19 protein-coding genes are annotated in these 20,787 nt (G+C 55.1%); 10 read left to right on the top strand and 9 right to left on the bottom strand.

The features are described from left to right. Positions 1-8: 8 nt before the first annotated feature. The 6 genes from rlmKL (at position 9) to rmf (ending at position 7,936) form a co-directional block, all read left to right on the top strand. Positions 9-2,117, top strand: a complete 2,109-nt coding sequence (gene rlmKL / locus BM007_RS05285) for a bifunctional 23S rRNA (guanine(2069)-N(7))-methyltransferase RlmK/23S rRNA (guanine(2445)-N(2))-methyltransferase RlmL (RefSeq protein ID WP_008499936.1) — start codon at positions 9-11, stop codon at positions 2,115-2,117. Between the two features lie 12 nt (positions 2,118-2,129). Further along, entirely contained in the window at positions 2,130-4,037 is a 1,908-nt protein-coding gene (locus tag BM007_RS05280; protein ID WP_024907770.1) for an ABC transporter ATP-binding protein, read from the top strand. 13 nt (positions 4,038-4,050) lie between these two features. Further along, positions 4,051-5,304 (top strand): membrane integrity-associated transporter subunit PqiA, encoded by a 1,254-nt coding sequence (gene pqiA / locus BM007_RS05275; protein ID WP_024907769.1) that lies wholly within the window; start codon positions 4,051-4,053, stop codon positions 5,302-5,304. A gap of 4 nt (positions 5,305-5,308) precedes the next feature. Beyond that, positions 5,309-6,949 (top strand): intermembrane transport protein PqiB, encoded by a 1,641-nt coding sequence (gene pqiB / locus BM007_RS05270; protein WP_024907768.1) that lies wholly within the window; start codon positions 5,309-5,311, stop codon positions 6,947-6,949. Beyond that, on the top strand, positions 6,946-7,512 hold the full coding sequence (gene pqiC / locus BM007_RS05265; protein WP_024907767.1) for a membrane integrity-associated transporter subunit PqiC: 567 nt from the start codon (positions 6,946-6,948) through the stop codon (positions 7,510-7,512). The genes pqiB and pqiC overlap by 4 nt, the downstream gene beginning before the upstream one ends. A 256-nt stretch (positions 7,513-7,768) precedes the next feature. Continuing rightward, positions 7,769-7,936 (top strand): ribosome modulation factor, encoded by a 168-nt coding sequence (rmf, locus tag BM007_RS05255; RefSeq protein WP_013097261.1) that lies wholly within the window; start codon positions 7,769-7,771, stop codon positions 7,934-7,936. A gap of 71 nt (positions 7,937-8,007) precedes the next feature. On the opposite strand, the gene fabA is transcribed toward rmf, so the two are convergent. Together fabA and BM007_RS05245 are read right to left on the bottom strand one after the other, a co-directional pair. Next, positions 8,008-8,526 (bottom strand): 3-hydroxyacyl-[acyl-carrier-protein] dehydratase FabA, encoded by a 519-nt coding sequence (gene fabA, locus BM007_RS05250; protein WP_008499931.1) that lies wholly within the window; start codon positions 8,524-8,526, stop codon positions 8,008-8,010. Between the two features lie 68 nt (positions 8,527-8,594). Continuing rightward, a complete protein-coding gene (locus BM007_RS05245) occupies positions 8,595-10,355 on the bottom strand; it encodes an AAA family ATPase (RefSeq protein WP_090417501.1) in 1,761 nt (586 codons plus the stop codon). Positions 10,356-10,541: 186 nt separating this feature from the next. Between BM007_RS05245 and matP the strand changes: the two genes are divergently transcribed. Further along, entirely contained in the window at positions 10,542-10,994 is a 453-nt protein-coding gene (matP, locus tag BM007_RS05240) for a macrodomain Ter protein MatP (RefSeq protein ID WP_008499929.1), read from the top strand. Positions 10,995-11,057: 63 nt separating this feature from the next. On the opposite strand, the gene ompA is transcribed toward matP, so the two are convergent. Next, on the bottom strand, positions 11,058-12,113 hold the full coding sequence (gene ompA / locus BM007_RS05235; RefSeq protein WP_024907765.1) for a porin OmpA: 1,056 nt from the start codon (positions 12,111-12,113) through the stop codon (positions 11,058-11,060). Positions 12,114-12,467: 354 nt separating this feature from the next. Further along, positions 12,468-12,977: an SOS-induced cell division inhibitor SulA gene (sulA, locus tag BM007_RS05230; RefSeq protein WP_024907764.1), complete on the bottom strand. Its 510-nt coding sequence runs from the start codon at positions 12,975-12,977 to the stop codon at positions 12,468-12,470. Between the two features lie 217 nt (positions 12,978-13,194). Here sulA and BM007_RS05225 point away from each other — a divergent pair, with 217 nt between their 5' ends. Next, complete coding sequence (locus BM007_RS05225) at positions 13,195-13,821, top strand: TfoX/Sxy family DNA transformation protein (protein ID WP_023311030.1); 627 nt, start codon at positions 13,195-13,197, stop codon at positions 13,819-13,821. Here BM007_RS05225 and yccS read toward each other — a convergent pair. Next, positions 13,778-15,940: a YccS family putative transporter gene (yccS, locus tag BM007_RS05220; RefSeq protein WP_048991028.1), complete on the bottom strand. Its 2,163-nt coding sequence runs from the start codon at positions 15,938-15,940 to the stop codon at positions 13,778-13,780. The two genes, BM007_RS05225 and yccS, sit on opposite strands and share 44 nt — an antisense overlap. Positions 15,941-15,960: 20 nt before the next feature. Then, positions 15,961-16,407, bottom strand: coding sequence for a YccF domain-containing protein (locus BM007_RS05215; protein WP_032649128.1), 447 nt, complete (start codon positions 16,405-16,407; stop codon positions 15,961-15,963). Between the two features lie 123 nt (positions 16,408-16,530). Between BM007_RS05215 and helD the strand changes: the two genes are divergently transcribed. Further along, the gene (gene helD / locus BM007_RS05210; RefSeq protein ID WP_090417499.1) at positions 16,531-18,585 is read left to right on the top strand and encodes a DNA helicase IV; all 2,055 of its coding nucleotides are present in this window, start codon (positions 16,531-16,533) and stop codon (positions 18,583-18,585) included. 58 nt (positions 18,586-18,643) lie between these two features. On the opposite strand, the gene mgsA is transcribed toward helD, so the two are convergent. Next, positions 18,644-19,102 carry a methylglyoxal synthase gene (gene mgsA / locus BM007_RS05205; protein WP_023311034.1) on the bottom strand — a complete coding sequence of 153 codons (459 nt, stop codon included), beginning with the start codon at positions 19,100-19,102 and terminating at the stop codon, positions 18,644-18,646. An 80-nt stretch (positions 19,103-19,182) separates the two neighbouring features. Next, positions 19,183-19,845 carry a curli synthesis inhibitor gene (locus BM007_RS05200; RefSeq protein WP_032638793.1) on the bottom strand — a complete coding sequence of 221 codons (663 nt, stop codon included), beginning with the start codon at positions 19,843-19,845 and terminating at the stop codon, positions 19,183-19,185. Between the two features lie 173 nt (positions 19,846-20,018). Between BM007_RS05200 and BM007_RS05190 the strand changes: the two genes are divergently transcribed. Next, positions 20,019-20,432, top strand: coding sequence for a CoA-binding protein (locus tag BM007_RS05190; RefSeq protein ID WP_008499920.1), 414 nt, complete (start codon positions 20,019-20,021; stop codon positions 20,430-20,432). 37 nt (positions 20,433-20,469) lie between these two features. On the opposite strand, the gene hspQ is transcribed toward BM007_RS05190, so the two are convergent. Further along, entirely contained in the window at positions 20,470-20,787 is a 318-nt protein-coding gene (hspQ, locus tag BM007_RS05185; protein ID WP_008499919.1) for a heat shock protein HspQ, read from the bottom strand.

The following is a 20,787-nucleotide window of genomic DNA, read 5'->3' as shown; positions in this document are numbered from 1 at the left end:
GTGACGATATGAATTCTCTGTTTGCCAGTACGGCCCGTGGGCTGGAAGAGCTGTTAAAAACTGAACTGGAAAGCCTGGGCGCACAAGAGTGCCAGGTGGTTCAGGGTGGTGTCCATTTTGAGGGCGACACGCGGCTTATTTACCAGAGCCTGATGTGGAGCCGTCTGGCGTCGCGCATCATGCTGCCGATGAAGGAGTGCAAGGTTTATAGCGACCTTGACCTCTATACCGGCGTACAGATGATCGACTGGACAGAGATCTTCACCCCGAATGCCACCTTTGCGGTGCATTTTAACGGCGTGAACGACGAGATCCGCAACAGCCAGTACGGTGCCCTGCGCGTAAAAGACGCCATTGTGGACTGCTTCACGCGTAAAAATAAGGAACGTCCGAACGTCGATCGTGAAAACCCCGATCTGCGTATTAACGTCTGGCTGAACGGTGACACGGCGAGCATTTCTCTTGATCTGAGCGGTGCAGGCCTGCATCTTCGCGGCTACCGCGATCGTACCGGTATGGCGCCAATTAAAGAAACGCTGGCGGCCGCCATTGTCATGCGCTCCGGCTGGCAGCCGGGTACGCCGCTGCTCGATCCGATGTGTGGTTCCGGTACGTTGCTGATTGAGGCGGCCATGCTGGCAACCGATCGCGCGCCGGGCCTGCATCGCGGTCACTGGGGCTTTAAAGGCTGGGCACAGCACGATGAAGCGCTCTGGAAAGAGGTCAAAGACGACGCGCAAACCCGCGCACGCAAAGGCCTGGCGGAGTACACCTCCCACTTTTATGGTTCGGACAGCGACCCGCGCGTCATTGAACGCGCGCGCAGCAACGCCCGTCGCGCCGGTATCGGCGAGCTGGTCACCTTCGAAGTGAAAGACGTGGCGAACCTGACCAACCCGTTGCCAAAAGGCCCGTACGGTACCGTGATCAGCAACCCGCCATACGGCGAGCGTCTCGACAGCGAGCCGGCGCTGATTGCCCTGCACAGCCTGCTGGGCCGCAATATGAAGGACCACTTCGGCGGCTGGAACCTGTCTCTGTTTAGCGCCTCGCCGGAGCTGCTGAGCTGCCTCCAGCTGCGCGCCGATCGCCAGTTTAAGGCCAAAAACGGCCCGCTGGACTGCGTGCAGAAAAACTACCATCTGGCGGAGAAGGCGGCCGACAGCAAGCCGTCCGGCGTGGCGGAAGATTACGCCAACCGCCTGCGCAAGAACCTGAAGAAATTTGAGAAGTGGGCGAAGCAGGAGGGCATTGAATGCTATCGCTTGTACGATGCCGACCTGCCGGAATACAACGTGGCGGTTGACCGCTACGCGGACTGGGTGGTGATTCAGGAATATGCGCCACCGAAAACCATTGATGCGCAAAAAGCGCGTCAGCGCATGCTGGACGTTATCGCGGCCACCATCGCCGTGCTCGGCATTGCGCCGAACAAGCTGGTGCTGAAAACCCGCGAGCGTCAGAAAGGGAAAAACCAGTATCAGAAGATGGGCGAGAAGGGCGACTTTATCGAAGTGGGCGAATACAACGCGCGCCTGTGGGTCAACCTGACCGACTATCTGGATACCGGTCTGTTCCTCGACCACCGTATCGCCCGACGCATGCTGGGCCAGATGAGTAAAGGCAAGGACTTCCTGAATCTCTTCTCCTATACCGGCAGCGCCAGCGTGCATGCCGGTCTGGGGGGCGCGCGCAGCACCACCACGGTGGATATGTCCCGCACCTATCTGGAATGGGCGGAGCGCAACCTTCGTCTTAACGGCTTAACCGGACGTCAGCATCGCCTGATGCAGGCTGACGTGCTGGGCTGGCTGCGCGACACCGACGAGCAGTTCGACCTGATCTTTATCGATCCGCCGACCTTCTCCAACTCCAAGCGCATGGAAGATAGCTTTGATGTACAACGCGATCACCTGCGCCTGATGACCGACCTGAAGCGCCTGCTGCGCAAAGGCGGCACCATTATGTTCTCGAACAACAAACGCGGCTTCCGTATGGATCATGACGGCTTAGCAGCCCTGGGACTGAAAGCACAAGAAATCAGCCAAAAAACGCTGTCTCAGGACTTTGCCCGTAACCGTCAAATCCATAACTGCTGGTTGATTACCGCGGTCTGAAAGGAAAAATAAATGTCTTTAATTAGTATGCACGGCGCGTGGCTCTCTTTCAGCGACTCACCGCTTCTCGACAATGCAGAACTGCACATCGAAGATAACGAGCGCGTCTGTCTGGTGGGCCGTAACGGCGCGGGTAAATCCACGCTGATGAAAATCCTCAACCGTGAACAGGGTCTGGATGACGGGCGTATTGTTTACGAGCAGGATCTGATTGTCTCCCGCCTGCAGCAGGATCCACCGCGTCACGTGACCGGCAGCGTTTACGATTTCGTGGCGGAAGGGATCTCCGAGCAGGCTGAATACCTGAAGCGCTATCACGAGATTTCGCATCTGGTGATGACCGATCCGAGCGACAAAAACCTCAACGAACTGGCGAAAGTGCAGGAGATGCTCGATCACCACGGTCTGTGGCAGCTTGAAAACCGCATTAATGAAGTACTGGCGCAGCTCGGTCTGGAACCCGATATGGAACTGTCGGCGCTCTCCGGCGGCTGGCTGCGTAAAGCGGCTCTGGGCCGCGCGTTGGTCAGCGGACCGAAGGTGCTGCTGCTGGACGAACCGACCAACCACCTGGATATTGAAGCGATCGACTGGCTGGAAGGTTTCCTGAAAACCTTCAGCGGCACCATCATCTTTATCTCGCACGACCGTTCGTTTATTCGCAATATGGCGACGCGCATTGTCGACCTCGACCGCGGCAAGCTGGTGACCTATCCCGGCGATTACGATACGTATCTGCTGGAGAAAGAAGAAAACCTGCGCGTGGAAGAGCTGCAGAATGCCGAGTTCGACCGCAAGCTGGCGCAGGAAGAGGTCTGGATCCGCCAGGGCATCAAAGCCCGCCGTACCCGTAACGAAGGCCGCGTGCGTGCCCTGAAGGCGATGCGTCGCGAGCGCAGCGAACGCCGTGAAGTGATGGGCAGCGCCAAAATGCAGGTGGAAGAGGCGTCCCGTTCCGGCAAAATTGTCTTCGAAATGGAAAACGTCAACTATCAGGTTGACGGTAAAGTGCTGGTGAACGATTTCTCCGCGCAGGTGCAGCGTGGCGATAAAATTGCGCTCATCGGCCCGAACGGCTGCGGTAAAACCACGCTGCTGAAACTGATGCTGGGCCAGCTGCAGGCCGACAGCGGCCGCATTCACTGCGGGACCAAGCTGGAGGTCGCCTACTTCGACCAGCACCGCGCGGAGCTGGATCCGGACCGTACGGTGATGGACAACCTCGCCGAAGGTAAGCAGGAGGTGATGGTAAACGGTAAGCCGCGTCACGTGCTGGGCTACCTGCAGGACTTCCTGTTCCATCCGAAACGCGCCATGACGCCGGTGCGCGCGCTGTCCGGCGGTGAGCGAAATCGTCTGCTGCTGGCTCGCCTGTTCCTTAAGCCAAGCAACCTGCTGATCCTCGATGAACCGACGAACGACCTGGATGTCGAAACGCTGGAATTGCTCGAAGAACTGATTGACGGCTATCAGGGTACCGTGATGCTGGTCAGCCACGATCGCCAGTTCGTGGATAACACCGTGACCGAGTGCTGGATCTTCGAAGGTGAAGGGCGAATTGGGCAATACGTAGGCGGTTATCATGATGCAAAAGGGCAGCAATTGCAGTCTCTGGCGCAGAAACAGTCAAAGTCCAAAATAAGTTCTGAACCTGCTGTAACAAAAGCAGAAACTGTCAAGAAAACCTCGGCTAAACTAAGCTATAACCTGCAGCGCGAACTGGAGGGGCTACCGCAGCGTCTTGAAGAGCTGGAAGCCGCGCTTGAGGATTTGCAAAAACAGGTTGCTGATGCGTCATTCTTTACTCAATCGCATGACTATACTCAGAAAGTACTGTCAGAAATGTCCGCGGCTGAAAAAGCCCTGGAAGAAGCATTTGAGCGCTGGGAGTACCTTGAGTCTCTGAAAAACGGCGCATAAACAGGGATAACATATGTGTGACCAGCACCATGCCGACAGGCATATTTTATGCTCGCAATGCGATATGCTCGTGGCGTTGCCAGAGCTTGGTCACGGACATAAAGCCCTGTGTCCACGTTGCGGTGCGACGTTGACAACCGAGTGGGACGCGCCGCGGCAGCGTCCCACTGCTTACGCTTTGGCAGCATTGTTCATGCTGCTGCTCTCCAATCTCTTCCCCTTCATCTATATGAAGGTGGGGGGGATCACCAGCCAGGTAGATTTGCTTGAAATTCCGGGCGTGATGTTCTCGGAAGATTACGCCAGCCTCGGTACCTTTTTTCTCCTGTTTGTCCAGATAGTCCCGGCTTTTTGCCTGGTCGTTATCCTTTTGCTGGTCAACCGCGTCAGGATGCCGGCACCGCTGAAAATCCGACTGGCGCGTATCCTTTTTCAGCTCAAAAGCTGGGGCATGGCCGAGATCTTTCTGGCGGGTATTCTGGTCAGCTTCGTGAAGCTCATGGCGTACGGCGACGTGGGGATCGGCAGCAGCTTTATTCCCTGGTGTCTGTACTGCGTTCTGCAGCTGCGCGCATTCCAGTGCGTGGACAGGCGCTGGGCGTGGGATGATATCGCTCCGGCACCGACGCTTGCGCAGACGGTGAAGGTCGGCGTGCCCGGTATTCGTCAGGGGCTGCGTTCCTGCCCGTGCTGCACCGCCGTGCTGCCCGCCGATCTCGACGTTTGTCCGCGCTGCGAAACGAAAGGTCACGTACGCCGTAAAAATAGTCTGCAGTGGACGATGGCGCTGCTGGTCACATCCATCATGCTGTATCTGCCAGCCAATATTCTGCCGATCATGATCACCGATTTGCTCGGCGACAAAATGCCCTCGACGATCCTCGCCGGGGTGATACTGCTCTGGGGCGAAGGTTCTTATCCGGTCGCCGGCGTCATCTTTATCGCCAGTATTATGGTGCCCACCTTAAAAATGATTGCCATTGCCTGGCTCTGTTGGGATGCGAAAGGGCATGGAAAACGCGATAGCGAACGCATGCACCTGATTTATGAAGTGGTCGAGTTTGTCGGACGCTGGTCAATGATTGACGTGTTTGTCATCGCCGTTCTCTCTGCACTGGTGCGGATGGGCGGTTTGATGAGTATTTATCCCGCGATGGGGGCTTTAATGTTTGCACTGGTCGTGATTATGACCATGTTTGCGGCCATGACCTTCGACCCTCGTTTATCGTGGGACCGTGAGCCTGAATCAAGCCATGAGGAAGAGTAAGAGCATGGAAAATAAGAGTGGAGAGGCGAAAGTGCAGAAGGTCAAAAACTGGTCGCCGGTGTGGATTTTCCCCATCGTGACTGCGCTGATCGGTGCATGGATCCTGTTTTATCATTACAGCCATCAGGGACCGGAAGTCACGCTGATAACCACCAATGCCGAGGGGATTGAGGGCGGTAAAACGACTATCAAAAGCCGAAGCGTGGATGTGGGCGTGGTGGAAAGTGCAACCCTGACCGACGATTTAACCCATGTGGAGATCAAGGCGCGCCTTAATGCCGGCATGGAAAAACTGCTGCACGGCGATTCCGTTTTCTGGGTCGTTAAGCCGCAGGTGGGGCGTGAGGGAATCAGCGGCTTAGGGACGCTGCTTTCGGGCGCTTACATTGAGCTGCAGCCCGGCGCTAAGGGTAACCAGCCAGCCAAATACCAGCTCCTGGACTCACCGCCGCTTGCACCGCCTGATGCCAAGGGTATCCGCGTGATCCTCGACAGTAAAAAAGCAGGTCAGCTCACGGCGGGCGACCCGGTTCTGTTCCGCGGCTACCGGGTCGGGTCGGTTGAGAAAAGCACGTTTGATCCGCAGAAACGCGCGATCAGCTATCAGCTCTTTATCAATGCGCCAAACGATCGCCTGGTCACCAGCAACGTCCGCTTCTGGAAAGACAGCGGGATCGCGGTGGATCTGACTTCGGCAGGTATGCGCGTTGAAATGGGTTCGCTGACCACGCTGTTTGGCGGCGGCGTGAGTTTTGATGTGCCGGAGGGCCTGGATTTGGGCCAGCCGGTTGCAGAGAACACCGCTTTCCGTCTCTTTGACGATCAAAAAAGCATTCAGGATGCGCTCTATACCGATCACGTTGACTTCCTGATGTTCTTTAAAGACTCCGTTCGCGGCCTGCAGCCGGGGGCGCCTGTTGAGTTCCGCGGTATTCGCCTCGGTACGGTTGGGCAAGTGCCGTTCTTCGTCCCGGGTCTGAGCCAGATGCTGGATGATGACTATCGCATTCCGGTGCTGATCCGCATTGAGCCGGAGCGTCTGCTAAACCAGATTGGCGAAAATCAGGATATTGCAGCCCATATCTCTCAGCTGATGGAACGCGGCCTGCGTGGATCGTTGAAGACGGGTAACCTGGTGACCGGTGCGCTGTATGTGGATATGGACTTCTACCCGAAAGCGCCGCCGATTACCGGTATCCGTGAATTCGGTGGCTATAAGATCATCCCAACGGTGAGCAGCGGCCTGGCGCAGATCCAGCAGCGTCTGATGGAGACGCTGGATAAGATCAACAATCTGCCACTGAACCCGATGATTGAAGCGGCGACCGGGTCGTTGCATCAGAGCCAGGAGACAATGCAGCGTCTGCAAACCACGCTGGATAACATCAACAAGATTACGGCGAGCCAGAGCATGCAGCAGCTTCCGCAGGACATGCAGAAAACGCTGCGTGAGCTGAACCGCAGTATGCAGGGCTTCCAGCCGGGTTCAGCGGCCTACAACAAGATGGTGGCAGATATGCAGCGTCTTGATCAGGTCTTACGTGAACTGCAGCCGGTGCTGAAAACGCTCAACGAGAAGAGCAATGCGCTGGTGTTCGAAGCGAAAGATAAAAAGGATCCTGAGCCGAAGAGGGCAAAAGAATGAAAAAGTGGCTATTGATGGTTGGTGCTCTGCTGTTAACGGCGTGCAGTTCAGGAGTAGATAATAAAAGCTACTATCAGCTGCCTGTGGCGACCCACAGCGGTGGGCAAAGCACGGCCAGCCAGGGAAACCGTCAGCTGTGGGTTGAGCAGGTTGCGGTGCCGGATTATCTGGCAGGAAACGGCGTGGTCTATCAGACCAGCGACGTTAAATACGTGATTGCGACGAACAACCTGTGGGCCAGCCCGTTGGATCAACAGCTGCGCAACACGCTGGTGGCCAATCTGGGCAGTCAGCTACCGGGTTGGGTTGTCGCGTCGCAGCCGTTGGGTAACGACCAGGATACGCTGAACGTTACCGTAACGGGCTTCCACGGTCGTTATGATGGTGCGGTGGTGATCAGCGGGGAGTGGTTGCTGAATCATCAGGGACAGCTGATTAAGCGTCCTTTCCATCTGGAGCTGAAGCAGCAGAAAGATGGCTATGACGAAATGGTGAAAGTCCTGGCTCAGGGTTGGGCACAGGAGTCGGCCAGCATCGCGAGGGAAATCTCCCGGCTGCCATAAGTAAAATTCATCATCAAAAACCGCAGTTGGCCTCTCGCTGATTGCGGTTTTTTTTTCGTTTTCACTTCAGTTTGTTACTTGTGCTGCGTCACAATTTTTGTACAAATGAACTTCCAGGTAGCTCACAAATATGACACCCGTATGAATTTTGAACATTGACGATGGGGCTAATTCGGGGTATTCGTTATCTGTGCCTGTACATTGAGTGCAGACACTGTTTTCTTTCCACCAGACAAAAGAATGAGGGAAACGAGGCATGAAGAGACAGAAACGAGATCGCCTGGAACGGGCTCATCAACGTGGTTATCAGGCCGGCATCGCTGGACGTTCTAAAGAAATGTGTCCTTATCAGACGATAAATCAAAGGTCACAATGGCTTGGAGGCTGGCGAGAAGCCATCGGCGACAGGGCACTCATAGCCTGATAACGTCTCTTTCAAAAAAGAAACCTCCGCAATGCGGAGGTTTCGCCTTTCCGGGAGTGCGAAAAGCACGATCAGAACGCAGAAGTATCCTGGAACAGGCCAACTTTCAGGTCGCTTGCGCTATAGATCAGACGCCCGTCTACCAGCACTTCGCCATCTGCCAGGCCCATAATCAGGCGGCGGTTAACGATGCGCTTGAAGTGAATACGATAGGTCACTTTCTTCGCTGTAGGCAGAACCTGGCCAGTGAATTTGACTTCGCCCACGCCCAGTGCGCGGCCTTTACCTTCGCCGCCCAGCCAGCCCAGATAGAAGCCAACCAGCTGCCACATCGCATCCAGGCCCAGACAGCCAGGCATTACCGGATCGCCAATAAAGTGGCAACCGAAGAACCACAGGTCCGGGTTGATATCGAGTTCTGCTTCTACGTAACCCTTATCGAAGTTGCCGCCGGTTTCGGTCATTTTCACGACACGGTCCATCATCAGCATGTTCGGGGCCGGTAACTGTGGGCCTTTTGCGCCAAACAGTTCACCGCGACCAGAGGCAAGAAGATCTTCTTTTGTATAGGATTCGCGTTTATCTACCATGTTCTCAGTAAGCCTTATTTTAGTGAAGGACGCAGGATAGCTAACACGTGTACGCTGAACAAGTCCGATCAGTTCGAACTAAACCAGCCCAGCCAGCGTAACGGCCATGGATAACGATGACGAGCATCCTGCTGTGTCGCCTGAGCAATGCGCTCCTGGATAGTCTGCATCAGGGTGGTTTGCCCTTCGCCATCCCATACCAGGTTTGTCAGTAAGGGTAGTGCATCCTCAATCCCTTCGATGGCCCAGATAGCGAACTGCTCTTGTTCCACCGCATCCAGAATCTCCTGACTGAGGCTTAAATGGCGTGCGTTGGGAGCCGGGATAATCACACCCTGCTTGCCGTTTAAACCGCGCTGCTGACAGATAGAGAAGAAGCCTTCAATTTTCTCGTTGAGGCCTCCCACTGGCTGGGCGCGGCCAAACTGGTCCACCGAACCGGTGATCGCGATGTTCTGATTGATGGGCACTTCCGCCAGGGCGCTGATTAAGGCGCACAGCTCGGCCATAGAGGCGCTGTCGCCATCCACTTCGCTGTAGGACTGCTCAAACGTCAGCGAGGCGGAGAAGGGGATCTGTTGCTCAAGCTGCAGCTCTGACATCAAAAACGCCTGCATGATCATCATGCCTTTGGCGTGTATGTTGCCGCCCAGCTCGGCTTTCCGTTCAATATCGGTAAACTCGCCATCGCCAATGTGCACAACGCAGCTGATACGGGACGGCTCCCCGAATGCGCGCGGATGGCCTGGAAATTCAATCACAGACAGGGCGTTAATCTGCCCGACGCGTTCGCCTTCGGTTTCCACCAGAATTTGTTCGAGCAGAATTTCATCCTGCATACGGTCAGCAAGATAGCCTTCTCGCCACTCACGCTGAGCCAGCATCTGAGTGAGCTGTTCACCGGTGAACGCCCCGTCACCACTGATCACACCCACTTCACGCAGCTGTTTGCCGATCCAGAGCGGGCAAAGCGGCAGCGTTTCCTGGTCACCGGTGTAGCGTACCGCTTCGCGGATTAAGCCCGGCCACGCGTCAGCCGCAGGGGTTGGCAGCGCAGAACGTTCTGCTACAGCCATCACCCACTGGCACCACTGCGCCATATCGTCGGCATCAGCAATCTGGATGTTGTCTTCGTATTCGCTATACACGGCCTGCTCAGCCAGTTCCGGCTCCATTTCCTGGAAGTCCGCCAGCGATTCACGGTCGCCCGTTAGCACGACGGTCAGCGACAGCGGCATAGAGGGAACAGAGACGGGTAGAGGACGAGACTCATCGTAGCCGACCCAGTCGAAACGCTGCTGGTGCACGATGGTTTTCAGACGCATCCACAGCAGCGGCTGCGAGAGCAGGGTGCGCAGTGAAATGATCAGAACACCGCCATTTGCGCGATGTACCAGCCCAGGCTGCAGCGAAAGCTCGCCGTTAAACTGGCGCAGACAACCAAAGAGTTGTTCAGCCTCGACCCAGTTAGCGGTAATCACCTCACCCTTAGCGGCAAAATGGCCGTCGGCCTGTGCCGCCGGTTCGAAAGTGACATCATGTCCCGCAATACGATACTGGCCGCCAAAAACGGCGTTCGCTTCCGGCTTTAACTGACGCACGGCATCCCCGAACAACGTCAGGTATTCCGCTTCTTCCGGGGCTTTGAGCAGCATGAAAGGCGCAGTTGCCCATGGGCTTAAGACCTGCTCCAGCGCGTAATGCAAACGGGGCTGCGTATCGCTAAGGATGAATTCGTGTTCTTTTGCGAGTTCGGGCTGTGCAAACAGTTCCTGATAACTTTCGGTATCCGGAACAAGGTCACGCCATGCAAGTTTCGTAATGGTCAAAGTTGATGTTTTTTAGTCAGATGTAAAAGCGTGGAGTATACCGTAAGCGGGGGGCTGTACCCAAGCAGGATCGGGTATTTCGACAGGGCGATTGGCTGCATTCACTCACAGGATATGATTTCTTTTCAGCAGATTGCTAAAAAACTGATATTCTGAACAGAGTTACGTGGTAACACTGAGATCGCAATGAAATATCAACAACTGGAAAATCTCGAAAGCGGCTGGAAATGGAAGTACCTGGTCAAAAAGCACCGTGAAGGGGAGCTGATCACCTGCTACATCGAAGCCAGCGCTGCACAAGAAGCCGTGGATATTTTGCTGACCCTCGAAAATGAACCGGTACAGGTTAACGGCTGGATTGAGAAACACATCAATCCTGCCTTGTTAAACCGGATGAAGCAAACTATCCGTGCGCGACGCAAACGGCATTTTAATGCTGAGCATCAGCACACTCGCAAAAAATCAATCGACCTGGAATTTGTTGTCTGGCAACGTCTGGCTGGGCTGGCACAACGACGGGGTAAAACGCTTTCGGAAACCATCGTGCAGTTGATTGAGGATGCCGAACATAAAGAGAAGTACGCCAACCAGATGTCGACGCTGAAGAACGACCTTCAGGCGCTGTTGGGTAAAAAGTAGATTTTTCTTTTCTTCAGACAATAAAAAACCCCGCATGGCGGGGTTTTTTTATAAGACGTTAACTTATGCCGCTGGCTGAGTTACAACGTCTTTGATGCCTTTAACTTCGATCTCTACGCGACGATCTGGAGCCAGGCAGTCGATCAGTGCAGCGCGAGCTTTCACGTTGTCACAGGTGTTGCCAGTAACTGGGTTAGATTCGCCCATACCACGTGGGGAGATCTTGTTAGCTGGGATACCTTTAGAGATCAGGTAATCAACAACAGACTGAGCACGTTTCTCAGACAGTTTCTGGTTGTAAGCGTCAGAACCGATACGGTCGGTGAAGCCCAGAACCACTACAGAACCGTCTTTAGGATCCAGGTTGCTCAGCTGAGAGTACAGCTGATCCAGTGCCTGCTGACCTTCTGGTTTCAGAGTCGCTTTGTTGAAGTTGAACAGAACATCAGACTTCAGAGTGAAGTGCTTGGTCTGTACTTCTGGAGCTGGAGCCGGCGCTGGAGCAACAACTGGTGCTGCTTCTTCCTGCTGGCCGAAACGGTAGGAAACACCTACGCTCAGCATGCCGTTGTCTGGACGAACACCAACGGTGTTGCCGTCGCCGATGTTGTTAACCCACTGGTATTCCAGACGGGTAGCGATGTCACGGGTCATAGCCCACTCAACGCCACCAGCGAATACTGGGGAAACACCGGTGTCATGGTCGCTACCAACCTGGTTGTTGCTGGAGTCAGCGCGCCATACCATGCCGCCCAGACGGGTGTACACGTCCAGATCGTCAGTTACTGGGTAACCCAGTTTAGCGGTCAGCTGAACGCCCTGTGCTTTGAAAGCGCCGTTTACGGTGTCGCCTTTGTATGGCATACGACCTAACCAGTCGTAACCCATTTCAAAACCAACATATGGGTTAACCTGATAGCCACCGAACGCACCTGCACCAAGCTGGCTCTCGTGAGTCGGGCCATCGTTGTTCAGGTCTTTGTTGTACCAGCCGGTGTCGTGGAACTGAGACCAGCCCAGTTTACCACCTGCATACCAGGTATTATCTTTCGGAGCGGCCTGCGCTACGGTAGCGAAGCCAGCCAGTGCCACTGCAATCGCGATAGCTGTCTTTTTCATTTTTTGCGCCTCGTTATCATCCAAAATTCGCCATGAAAGTCTCAAGAGAGAATCACGGTTAAATCCTTCACCGGGGGGCGTGGTCAAATATAAATCTACCGATATCTTCGGCTTAGGCCGAGCACCCCTGGCGATGTAAAGTCTACAACGTAGCTGAAAACTTACAAGTGTGAAGTCTGTCAGGCATATGAAAAAAAAAGTTCCGTATACCGATTATTTAACATTTTTAGAACGAATTTTGTGCAATAAAATGAAGGAGAACCGCACCAGACAAGCCTTGCCGCAATTTTCAGACCGGGAACTTTAATGCCATCTTGTGGTCGAAAAAAATTCCAGGAAAAATCTTAATTTCACTCAATGATACAAATTTGAGTGAATTTTTAGCCCAGAAAGTTGTCCTCTGCGGTAAGAATCCGATCGAACCGGACGCATAATGAACCCGATCGCACTCCCTTCTTCAGCGGCTTCAGTCAGACGGAAATGTTCCTCTTCCGTCAATTCTTCGGGTAACCATCCAATTACCACGCTGTAATTTCCGGTGCGTAACGCGCGGATCATCGACTCAACGGTATCGCACGGCGAGAGCTGATTAATCTGCATGACCTTGGTCAGCGGAAGGCCAGCGGACTGAACCCACTCACGGCTCAGTTTTTGTTGAGGCGTGAGCCAAAGCTGCCAGCGCGATTGCTGACCAAGCTGTTGTAATAACGGCAACAACAGAAGTTGCGTCAACAGGGGCTGGTCTTCACGATAAACCACTTCACTGATAAGCCCTGTGGAAACACGCTCGACGGAATTCTGCGCGACATTGCCTGCGGCAGAAGAGAGAGAGATTGCGCGATTTGCATAGCCTGAAGTGTGCATATTCATTCCAGCCCTGTAGTTACTGTATGGATATACAGTAACCCCTGTATGCATAAAGATCAACCTCATTTTCGGAAAGCGACTCGCAAAATTCATTCAATCTTGATGCCCCTCGAAAAATCATCTTGCTCAACGGCGATAAGTTGCCTATTTTCCTGCTAACGGATCCGCTAGTAAGAAATTTCGTTGTTATTTTATGATTTTGAAGGGAAATATCATGAAAAAGATATCTTATGAACGGATTTATAAATCCCAGGAATACCTCTCCCCGTTGGGCGAGATTCATCATCGTGCGCTGTTTGGAGGGTACACCCTGGCGGTGGATGATGCGGTTTTTGCCATGGTGTCTGATGGCGAGCTTTATCTTCGGGCTTGTGAGGAGAGTGCGAAATACTGCGTAAAGAATGCCTCCTCATTTTTGACATTGATGAAGCGAGGCCGCCCGGTGCTGCTCAACTATTATCGTGTGGATGACGGATTATGGCAGGACAGGGAGCGGTTGCTTCAGCTCTCTTCGTTTGCGCTCAGTGCGGCAAGAAAAGAGCGCTATCAGCGCCATCAACGAAACCGACTCAAGGATCTGCCAAACCTGACCTTTCAGCTTGAAGTCTTGCTCTTTGAAGCCGGAATTACCAATGAAGAAACACTCCGGGCGCTGGGCGCCAGAGCCAGCTGGCTGAAGATGCGGGCGAAAAATAAAGCGCTCAGTATTAAAGTCCTCTTCGCGCTCGAAGGGGCTATTGAAGGGCTGCATGAGGCGGCACTCCCGGCAGGCATTCGCCGGGAGCTAACGGAGTGGTTTAATGCGCTGCCTGAGCCACAGGAGAATCACTCCTCCAGGTAGCGATTTGCTGTTGCAGCCGGCAAATTTCAGGCAGCAGAGCGATAAGCAGGCCTATCTGCTGAAGAACCAGCGGCGCTTTGCTGTCGTTTCCCGGGTCAAGATGCGCAATGCGTTGCGCCAGTTCATTCAGCGCCTGTTGTACGCGCGGTTCATCGGCTGGGCGGTGATGAAGCGCGTCATCGACATAACAGACGGCGTCATCGAGCAGGTTGAGAATACCCGGGTTGGTGAGTTTCTCGCGGTGGGCACCCAGCGTCGAAATATAGCTGGTAAACGTATGGTTCAGGCAGAGCAGGCGGAACGCGGTCTCACGAATTTCCGCCGTGGCGCGAGGCTCCGTTGACATGTTAGAGACAACGGAGGCCAGTTCTGCATCACTGTTGTGCGCATCACGACGTGCTATCCGGTAAGCCAGGCGGTTATCGCGCCCCTGGTGGTACTGCTCCAGGATAGCGTCAAGGTATCGACAGTTGGCATTCATCGCCCTGTCGACCACGCGCGGTAAATTACGGAAACGCCAGTCCGGCCAGATAAAGCTGACCGCGGCCCAGGCAATTGCGCAGCCAATCAGGGTATCGATCACGCGGGGCAGGGCGACTTCAAAGCCTTCACCCAGCAGGTTAAAGCAGAGCAGCACCAGCAGCGTGATGAACATGGTGGCGTGGGCATACTGCACGTTGCGAAACGCGAAGAACAGCACGCCGGTGATCACGATCAGAATCAATTGACCTTCGACGGAAGGCACGAAATAGAGCACCGGAAGGCCGATCGCGACGCCAACCAGCGTACCGATAATACGCAGCGCAAGACGATGTCGGGTGGCGTTATAGTTCGGCTGGCAGACAAACAGGCTGGTGAGCAGGATCCAGTAGCCGTGGTGCAGCCCGGTTATCTGGATAAAGGCATACCCCACACACAGCACCAGCGACATTCTCACCGCGTGGCGAAAGAGAGCTGACTCCGGCGTAAAGTTCCGGCTCAGGCGTAGCCACATATCGCTAACGCTGTGCACGCTGTCATCAGCAAGCTGGTTTTCCACCTCACTGCCCGGCAGTGCCATCGCCTGTTCGGACTCAATGGTTGCCAGCTGTGCATCAATCGCCCGCAGGTTGTTCAGCAGAAAGCCCAGCGCTTTGATGTGTTCCGGTGACGTTCCGCTGGCCTGAACGCGGTCGAGCGCCGCATCAAGGTGGCTGAATACGCGTTCAAAGCGGGGATCATGCTGATAGGGCGTGCGCAGCAGAATGGAGCGCGAGAGCCGCTGACACGCCTGAGACTGCATGGAGAGCAGGCGCTGGAAGCGGAACATCACGTCGCTGTAGCGGAATCTCTCGCGCAGGGCGGCATACTGAACGTGCGAGGAGCTGGCGCGTTCATGAATATCCTGGGCGGCAAAATAGTAGTGTAAGGTCCTTCGCGTTCCGCGCTGACCGCGATCGCCGCGCAGACGGGTAAGCAGAGAGGCTTTTGTCTGGTTAAGGGTGGCAACCAGCTGGCCGTTTGCCAGCGCCAGATCGTAGAGCGGCGCCTGGCTTTCTTCCTCGATATCCGGGTCGAACAGCCGGGATTTCAGTTCCAGATAGTGGGCTAACTGCTCAAAGCTGCGGGCAAGATTATCCTGCAGAGGGCGAACCGGGAAGATCAGATGACCGGTTAGCGTCAGCAGGTTATACCAGATGGCACCCAGCAACAGCAGAACCGGCTGCTGGTACCACTGGTCGTACAAGGAAACGCCCAGCATAGTGTAGATGGCGATCAGCAATGCACCAAAAGCGATGGTGGCATAGCGCTGCCCAAGGCCACCGAGCAAAATAAACCCGCTGGTTGAGAGGGTAAGACCCAGGGCAAACAGCCAGGGCCACGGGAAAAGCAGCTCAACGGACGCTGACGCAATAAAAAAGCAGACAAGCGTAATGACCAGATTACGCAAACGCCCGGCCAGACGATCGTCCAGGTCCGCCAGCGCCCCGGCCACCACTCCCAGCGTGAGTGGAATAGTGAGTTTGACATCATTCAGCCACCAGGGCAGAGCAACCGTGCCGCAAAGCGCGATGAATATCCTGACGTTATAAAGCCAGGTGCTGTTCCAGGTATAACGGCGAAGCAGTGGGCTTAGCATAAACGCGGCCAGTCCTTATTTTACTGAAAACGACGACGAGCGTTTGCTTCACGCGCCGCCTGGGCCACTTCTACCGGAACAACCCTGCGACCGACGGGCCAAAGGGCGATAGCGGCGATCTTAAAGTTCGCGATCCCCACCGGAATACCAATAATCGTGATGCACTGTGCAATACCGGCAAAAATATGCATGATGCACAGCCACCAGCCGAAGAAAATGAGCCACAGAATGTTCAGCAGGGTTCCGCCCGTATTCATCAGGGCGTTTTTGTTCTCCGGATTCAGCTCGTCAACGTGGATGGCTTCATTCCCGTAGGGGATTAAGGAGAGTTTTGTGATTTCCCAGCAGGAACGGGTCAGGGGAAGCGTGAAAATCAGGACGATGCTCACCAGCGTGGCAAAAAGCCAGGAAAGGGTGGTGGCAAAACCGCCCAAGACAAAATTCAACACATTCAGAACGGTACGCATAAACCCTCACTTCCTTTCGATAAAATTAACGCCCAATGATTGTAACGTTTTTTTAGGCTGGAGCACCTTAAAACTGGCAGTTAAACTGTCAGGTAAATTATCTCTTCGTGGATTTGGCGGAACATGGAACTGAAAGCAACGTCGTTAGGCAAACGCCTGGCGCAACACCCTTACGACAGGGTTGTTCTCCTTAATGCCGGGGTGAAAGTCTCCGGGGAACGCCACGAATACCTTATTCCGTTTAATCAGCTTCTGGCTATCCACTGCAAACGCGGGCTGGTGTGGGGCGAGCTGGAGTTCGTTCTGCCTGACGATAAAGTCGTGCGTCTTCACGGCACCGAGTGGGCGGAAACTCAGCGTTTCCACCATCACCTGAACGCGCTCTGGCAGCAGTGGAGCCAGGATATGAGCGTGATTGCCGCCCAGGTGCTCCAGCAGGTGCTGGACGATATCGCGCAAAGCAACGCGCAACACGCGTGGCTGACCCGTCAGCAGACCGCCGGGCTGCAGCAAAAGATCCGACAGGCACTCTCGGCGCTGCCGCTTTCCGTGACGCGTCTCGACGAGTTTGACAACTGTCGCGACGCCTGGCGCCAGTGTCAGGCCTGGCTGAATGATAAGGATAAAAGCCGTCTCGCCCATAATCAGGCCTGGACAGACGCCATGCTCACCCAATACGCCGACTTTTTCAGTACGGTGGAATCGTCACCGCTCAATCCGGCCCAGGCGCGCGCGGTGGTCAACGGCGAGCAGTCGCTGCTGGTGCTGGCGGGGGCCGGTAGCGGTAAAACGTCGGTGCTGGTGGCGCGTGCCGGCTGGCTGCTTACGACCGGTGAAGCGGTAGCCGATCAAATTCTGCTTCTGGCTTTTGGCCGCAAGGCTGCCCAGGAGATGGACGAACGTATCCAGGAACGCCTGCACACCCGGGATATCACGGCCAGAACCTTCCATGCCCTTGCGCTGCATATTATTCAGCAGGGCAGTAAAAAAGTGCCTTCCATCAGTAAGCTGGAAAACGACGCGCAGGCGCGTCAGGCGCTGTTCATCAAAACGTGGCGCCAGCAGTGCAGTGAGAAAAAAGCGCAGGCAAAAGGGTGGCGTCAGTGGCTGGAGGAGGAGCTCAGCTGGGAGGTGCCGGAGGGCAGCTTCTGGCAGGATGATAAGCTGGCGCGTCGGCTGGGTTCGCGACTTGACCGCTGGGTCAGCCTGATGCGAATGCACGGTGGATCGCAGGCAGAGATGATTGAAAGCGCGCCGGAGGCGATCCGCGATCTGTTTTCGAAGCGGGTCAAGCTGATGGCTCCGCTACTGAAAGCCTGGAAAACCGCGCTGAAAGCGGAAAATGCCGTTGATTTCTCCGGCCTGATCCATCAGGCCATCATCATTCTTGAGAAGGGGCGTTTTGTCAGCCCGTGGAAGCATATTCTGGTGGATGAGTTCCAGGACATCTCTCCGCAGCGTGCAGCGTTGCTCTCAGCGCTGCGGGCACAAAATAAACATACCTCGCTGTTTGCGGTGGGGGATGACTGGCAGGCCATCTATCGCTTCAGCGGGGCACAGCTTTCGCTGACGACCGCATTCCACCACTATTTTGGCGAAGGCGATCGCAGCGATCTGGACACGACCTACCGCTTCAATTCACGGATTGGTGAAATCGCCAACCGCTTTATCCAGCAGAACCCGCATCAGCTGGCAAAGCCGCTCAATAGCCTGCGGCCAGGGGATAAAAAAGCCGTGACCCTGCTGGCGGACGATCAGCTGGAACCGCTGCTGGACAAGCTCAGCGGCTATGCGAAGCCCGATGAGCGTATCCTGGTGCTGGCGCGCTACCATCACCTCAAACCCGAGGCGCTGGAAAAGGCGGCCACCCGCTGGCCGAAGCTGCAGCTTGAATTTATGACGATTCACGCCAGCAAAGGGCAGCAGGCCGACTATGTGATTGTCATGGGGCTGAAAGAGGGCAGCGACGGTTTCCCGGCTCCGGCCCGCGAGTCGGTAATGGAACAGGCCTTGCTGCCGGTGCCGGAAGACTTCCCGGATGCCGAAGAGCGGCGTTTGCTGTATGTGGCTATCACCCGCGCGCGCCATCGCGTGTGGCTGCTGTTCAATAAAGAGGAGCCATCCGTGTTTGTCGATATCCTGAAGAGTATTGATGTGCCGGTAGCGCGTAAACCATAACGACGCCAGGCAAGGTTTTGTAGGCCGGGTAAGGCGTAGCCGCCACCCGGCAAAAAAGCTACTTCAATCTGTCGGAAAGATAACGCTGATAGTCCGGAATAAGGATATCAACCGGCGAGTTAAACTGTGGCGATTCGATGATGAAATCCGCCGTCGACAGGTTCGTCGCCACCGGAATATTCCACACCGTCGCCAGACGCAGCAGGGCTTTGACATCCGGGTCGTGCGGAACCGCGTTCAGCGGGTCCCAGAAGAAGATCAGCACATCAATCTTCCCTTCGGAGATCTGCGCGCCGACCTGCTGATCGCCGCCCATCGGGCCGCTCAGCATGGCATTCACCTGCAGACCCGTTTCGCGCTGGATCAGGTTACCGGTGGTACCGGTCGCCGACAGAGCGTGCTTTTCCAGCGAAGACTGATGGCGGCGAACCCAGTTAAGCAGCATTTGTTTACAGTGATCGTGCGCCACCAGCGCAATGTGTTTGCGTTCAGGTAGCGTGCGTGTTGTCAGTTCCATAATCATATCCATCAGGTTAACTGCCTACACGATGACGGGAACCGTCTGACGCTGCAAGAGAAAGGCGTAAAAAATGTGGCTTATGATGAAGGTTGTTGTTTTGCCCACTGTAAAAACCGGGCCCGCGTGTCGGGATCGGCCTGCTGGAACCAGAATTTTAGGCGCTGTTCCGTCAGGGTCTGGGACTGGGGAGGAATGACGTCCAGTTCAGAGACGCCGGAAAGCAGCGTACTGTCGTCAGCCATCATGGTAGCAAACTGAGGAAGCGACGCGCGTTTACCCGCTTTGTTATAGGTCTGGGTCGCGGCCTCGTAGTCCGGACCTTTTGGTGAGGTCGTCAGCGCCAGAATATCCAGCTTCACCGGAATCGGCATCGCATCCCCGTCCAGCAGTTCAATGCGGGGAGACGCGTCGAAGGCCGCCGATTCTTTCTCCGTTTCAAGACGAGGCAGGGTAATGTTCACCTGACTGATTTGCCGGGTATTAAAGCTGACGATCAGCGGCGGCGAGATATACATCCTTTGCTCGTGATTCGCCAGACCGATCGATTTTTCCACCCGGAATACCAGCTGATGCGGCCCGTTATCCAGCTCGATGCTGTCCGCACCGCGCAATAACGAACTGGAGACCTTTTTTCCGTCCAGTACAAGGAGATCAATATCGGTAGAGAGCCGGAGCGTGGTAGCAAAAACGCAGACCGGCATCACTAACGCAATCAGAGCAGTGGCAATACCGGTTTTCATAGAAGGCTCCCGTCAGAAATCCTGTCGCCGCATTAATGTATCTAAATTTTTCGAGAATCATGTTTACTAACATATAGACATATTTCGCCGTTTTGCCCTCATGCGTCGGTATGGGATGGATGGTTGAGATGTGCGGTTTGGCGTACACTTTTAAAAAAGCCAGGAGAAAAACCATGAAAGAGAACGATATTGCCGAGATTCTGACATCCACGCGTACCATTGCGCTGGTGGGCGCGAGCGATAAACCCGATCGTCCAAGCTATCGGGTGATGAAATACCTTCTCGATCAGGGCTACCACGTCATCCCGGTCTCGCCAAAAGTGGCGGGGAAAACCTTACTGGGCCAGCAGGGTTATGCCACGCTCGCTGACGTGCCGGAAAAAATTGATATGGTTGATGTCTTCCGAAATTCCGAGGCGGCGTGGGAAGTGGCGCAGGACGCTATCGCCGTCGGGGCGAAAACGCTGTGGATGCAGCTGGGCGTGATTAATGAGCAGGCTGCGGTGCTGGCGAGGGATGCGGGGTTAAACGTCGTCATGGATCGCTGTCCGGCGATCGACATCCCCCGTCTGGGGCTGGCGAAATAATAAAAAAAAGCCCGTTCATCGGGCTTTTTTTACACGCTTAGTTCCGCAGGCGCGGAGCCTGTAACTGTTTGCGGATAGTCTGAGCAAGCTCATCCATTGTGGGTTGCTCCGGATGCTCTTCCTGCAGCTCGCTGCTCAGCTGCGCTTCGGCAAGATAGGTGTGAACGGGCTGTCCATCATCACCTTCCATCACCACATGGTACCAGGGCGCGGCGCGAAGCTCTGCATTCACCGCCAGCTCGTCTGCTGATGGTTCATCAAGGGAATACTCCGGGTCGATATCCACGACCACACCCAAATACCCGAGCAAAGTGTGGCGGACCTGCTGGCCGATACCGAATTTGCTGGCAATCAT

It is taken from the genome of Enterobacter sp. NFIX59, assembly GCF_900113755.1.
Taxonomy (GTDB): Bacteria; Pseudomonadota; Gammaproteobacteria; order Enterobacterales; family Enterobacteriaceae; genus Enterobacter; species Enterobacter pseudoroggenkampii.
This window is presented reverse-complemented; position numbering and strand designations above follow the sequence as displayed.

Coding starts and splice junctions, on each gene's coding strand:
- rlmKL (WP_008499936.1), top strand. CDS start 9: ATGAATTCTCTGTTTGCCAGTACGGCCCGTGGGCTGGAAGAGCTGTTA.
- BM007_RS05280 (WP_024907770.1), top strand. CDS start 2,130: ATGTCTTTAATTAGTATGCACGGCGCGTGGCTCTCTTTCAGCGACTCA.
- pqiA (WP_024907769.1), top strand. CDS start 4,051: ATGTGTGACCAGCACCATGCCGACAGGCATATTTTATGCTCGCAATGC.
- pqiB (WP_024907768.1), top strand. CDS start 5,309: ATGGAAAATAAGAGTGGAGAGGCGAAAGTGCAGAAGGTCAAAAACTGG.
- pqiC (WP_024907767.1), top strand. CDS start 6,946: ATGAAAAAGTGGCTATTGATGGTTGGTGCTCTGCTGTTAACGGCGTGC.
- rmf (WP_013097261.1), top strand. CDS start 7,769: ATGAAGAGACAGAAACGAGATCGCCTGGAACGGGCTCATCAACGTGGT.
- fabA (WP_008499931.1), bottom strand. CDS start 8,526: ATGGTAGATAAACGCGAATCCTATACAAAAGAAGATCTTCTTGCCTCT.
- matP (WP_008499929.1), top strand. CDS start 10,542: ATGAAATATCAACAACTGGAAAATCTCGAAAGCGGCTGGAAATGGAAG.
- ompA (WP_024907765.1), bottom strand. CDS start 12,113: ATGAAAAAGACAGCTATCGCGATTGCAGTGGCACTGGCTGGCTTCGCT.
- sulA (WP_024907764.1), bottom strand. CDS start 12,977: ATGCACACTTCAGGCTATGCAAATCGCGCAATCTCTCTCTCTTCTGCC.
- BM007_RS05225 (WP_023311030.1), top strand. CDS start 13,195: ATGAAAAAGATATCTTATGAACGGATTTATAAATCCCAGGAATACCTC.
- yccS (WP_048991028.1), bottom strand. CDS start 15,940: ATGCTAAGCCCACTGCTTCGCCGTTATACCTGGAACAGCACCTGGCTT.
- BM007_RS05215 (WP_032649128.1), bottom strand. CDS start 16,407: ATGCGTACCGTTCTGAATGTGTTGAATTTTGTCTTGGGCGGTTTTGCC.
- helD (WP_090417499.1), top strand. CDS start 16,531: ATGGAACTGAAAGCAACGTCGTTAGGCAAACGCCTGGCGCAACACCCT.
- mgsA (WP_023311034.1), bottom strand. CDS start 19,102: ATGGAACTGACAACACGCACGCTACCTGAACGCAAACACATTGCGCTG.
- BM007_RS05200 (WP_032638793.1), bottom strand. CDS start 19,845: ATGAAAACCGGTATTGCCACTGCTCTGATTGCGTTAGTGATGCCGGTC.
- BM007_RS05190 (WP_008499920.1), top strand. CDS start 20,019: ATGAAAGAGAACGATATTGCCGAGATTCTGACATCCACGCGTACCATT.
- hspQ (WP_008499919.1), bottom strand. CDS start 20,787: ATGATTGCCAGCAAATTCGGTATCGGCCAGCAGGTCCGCCACACTTTG.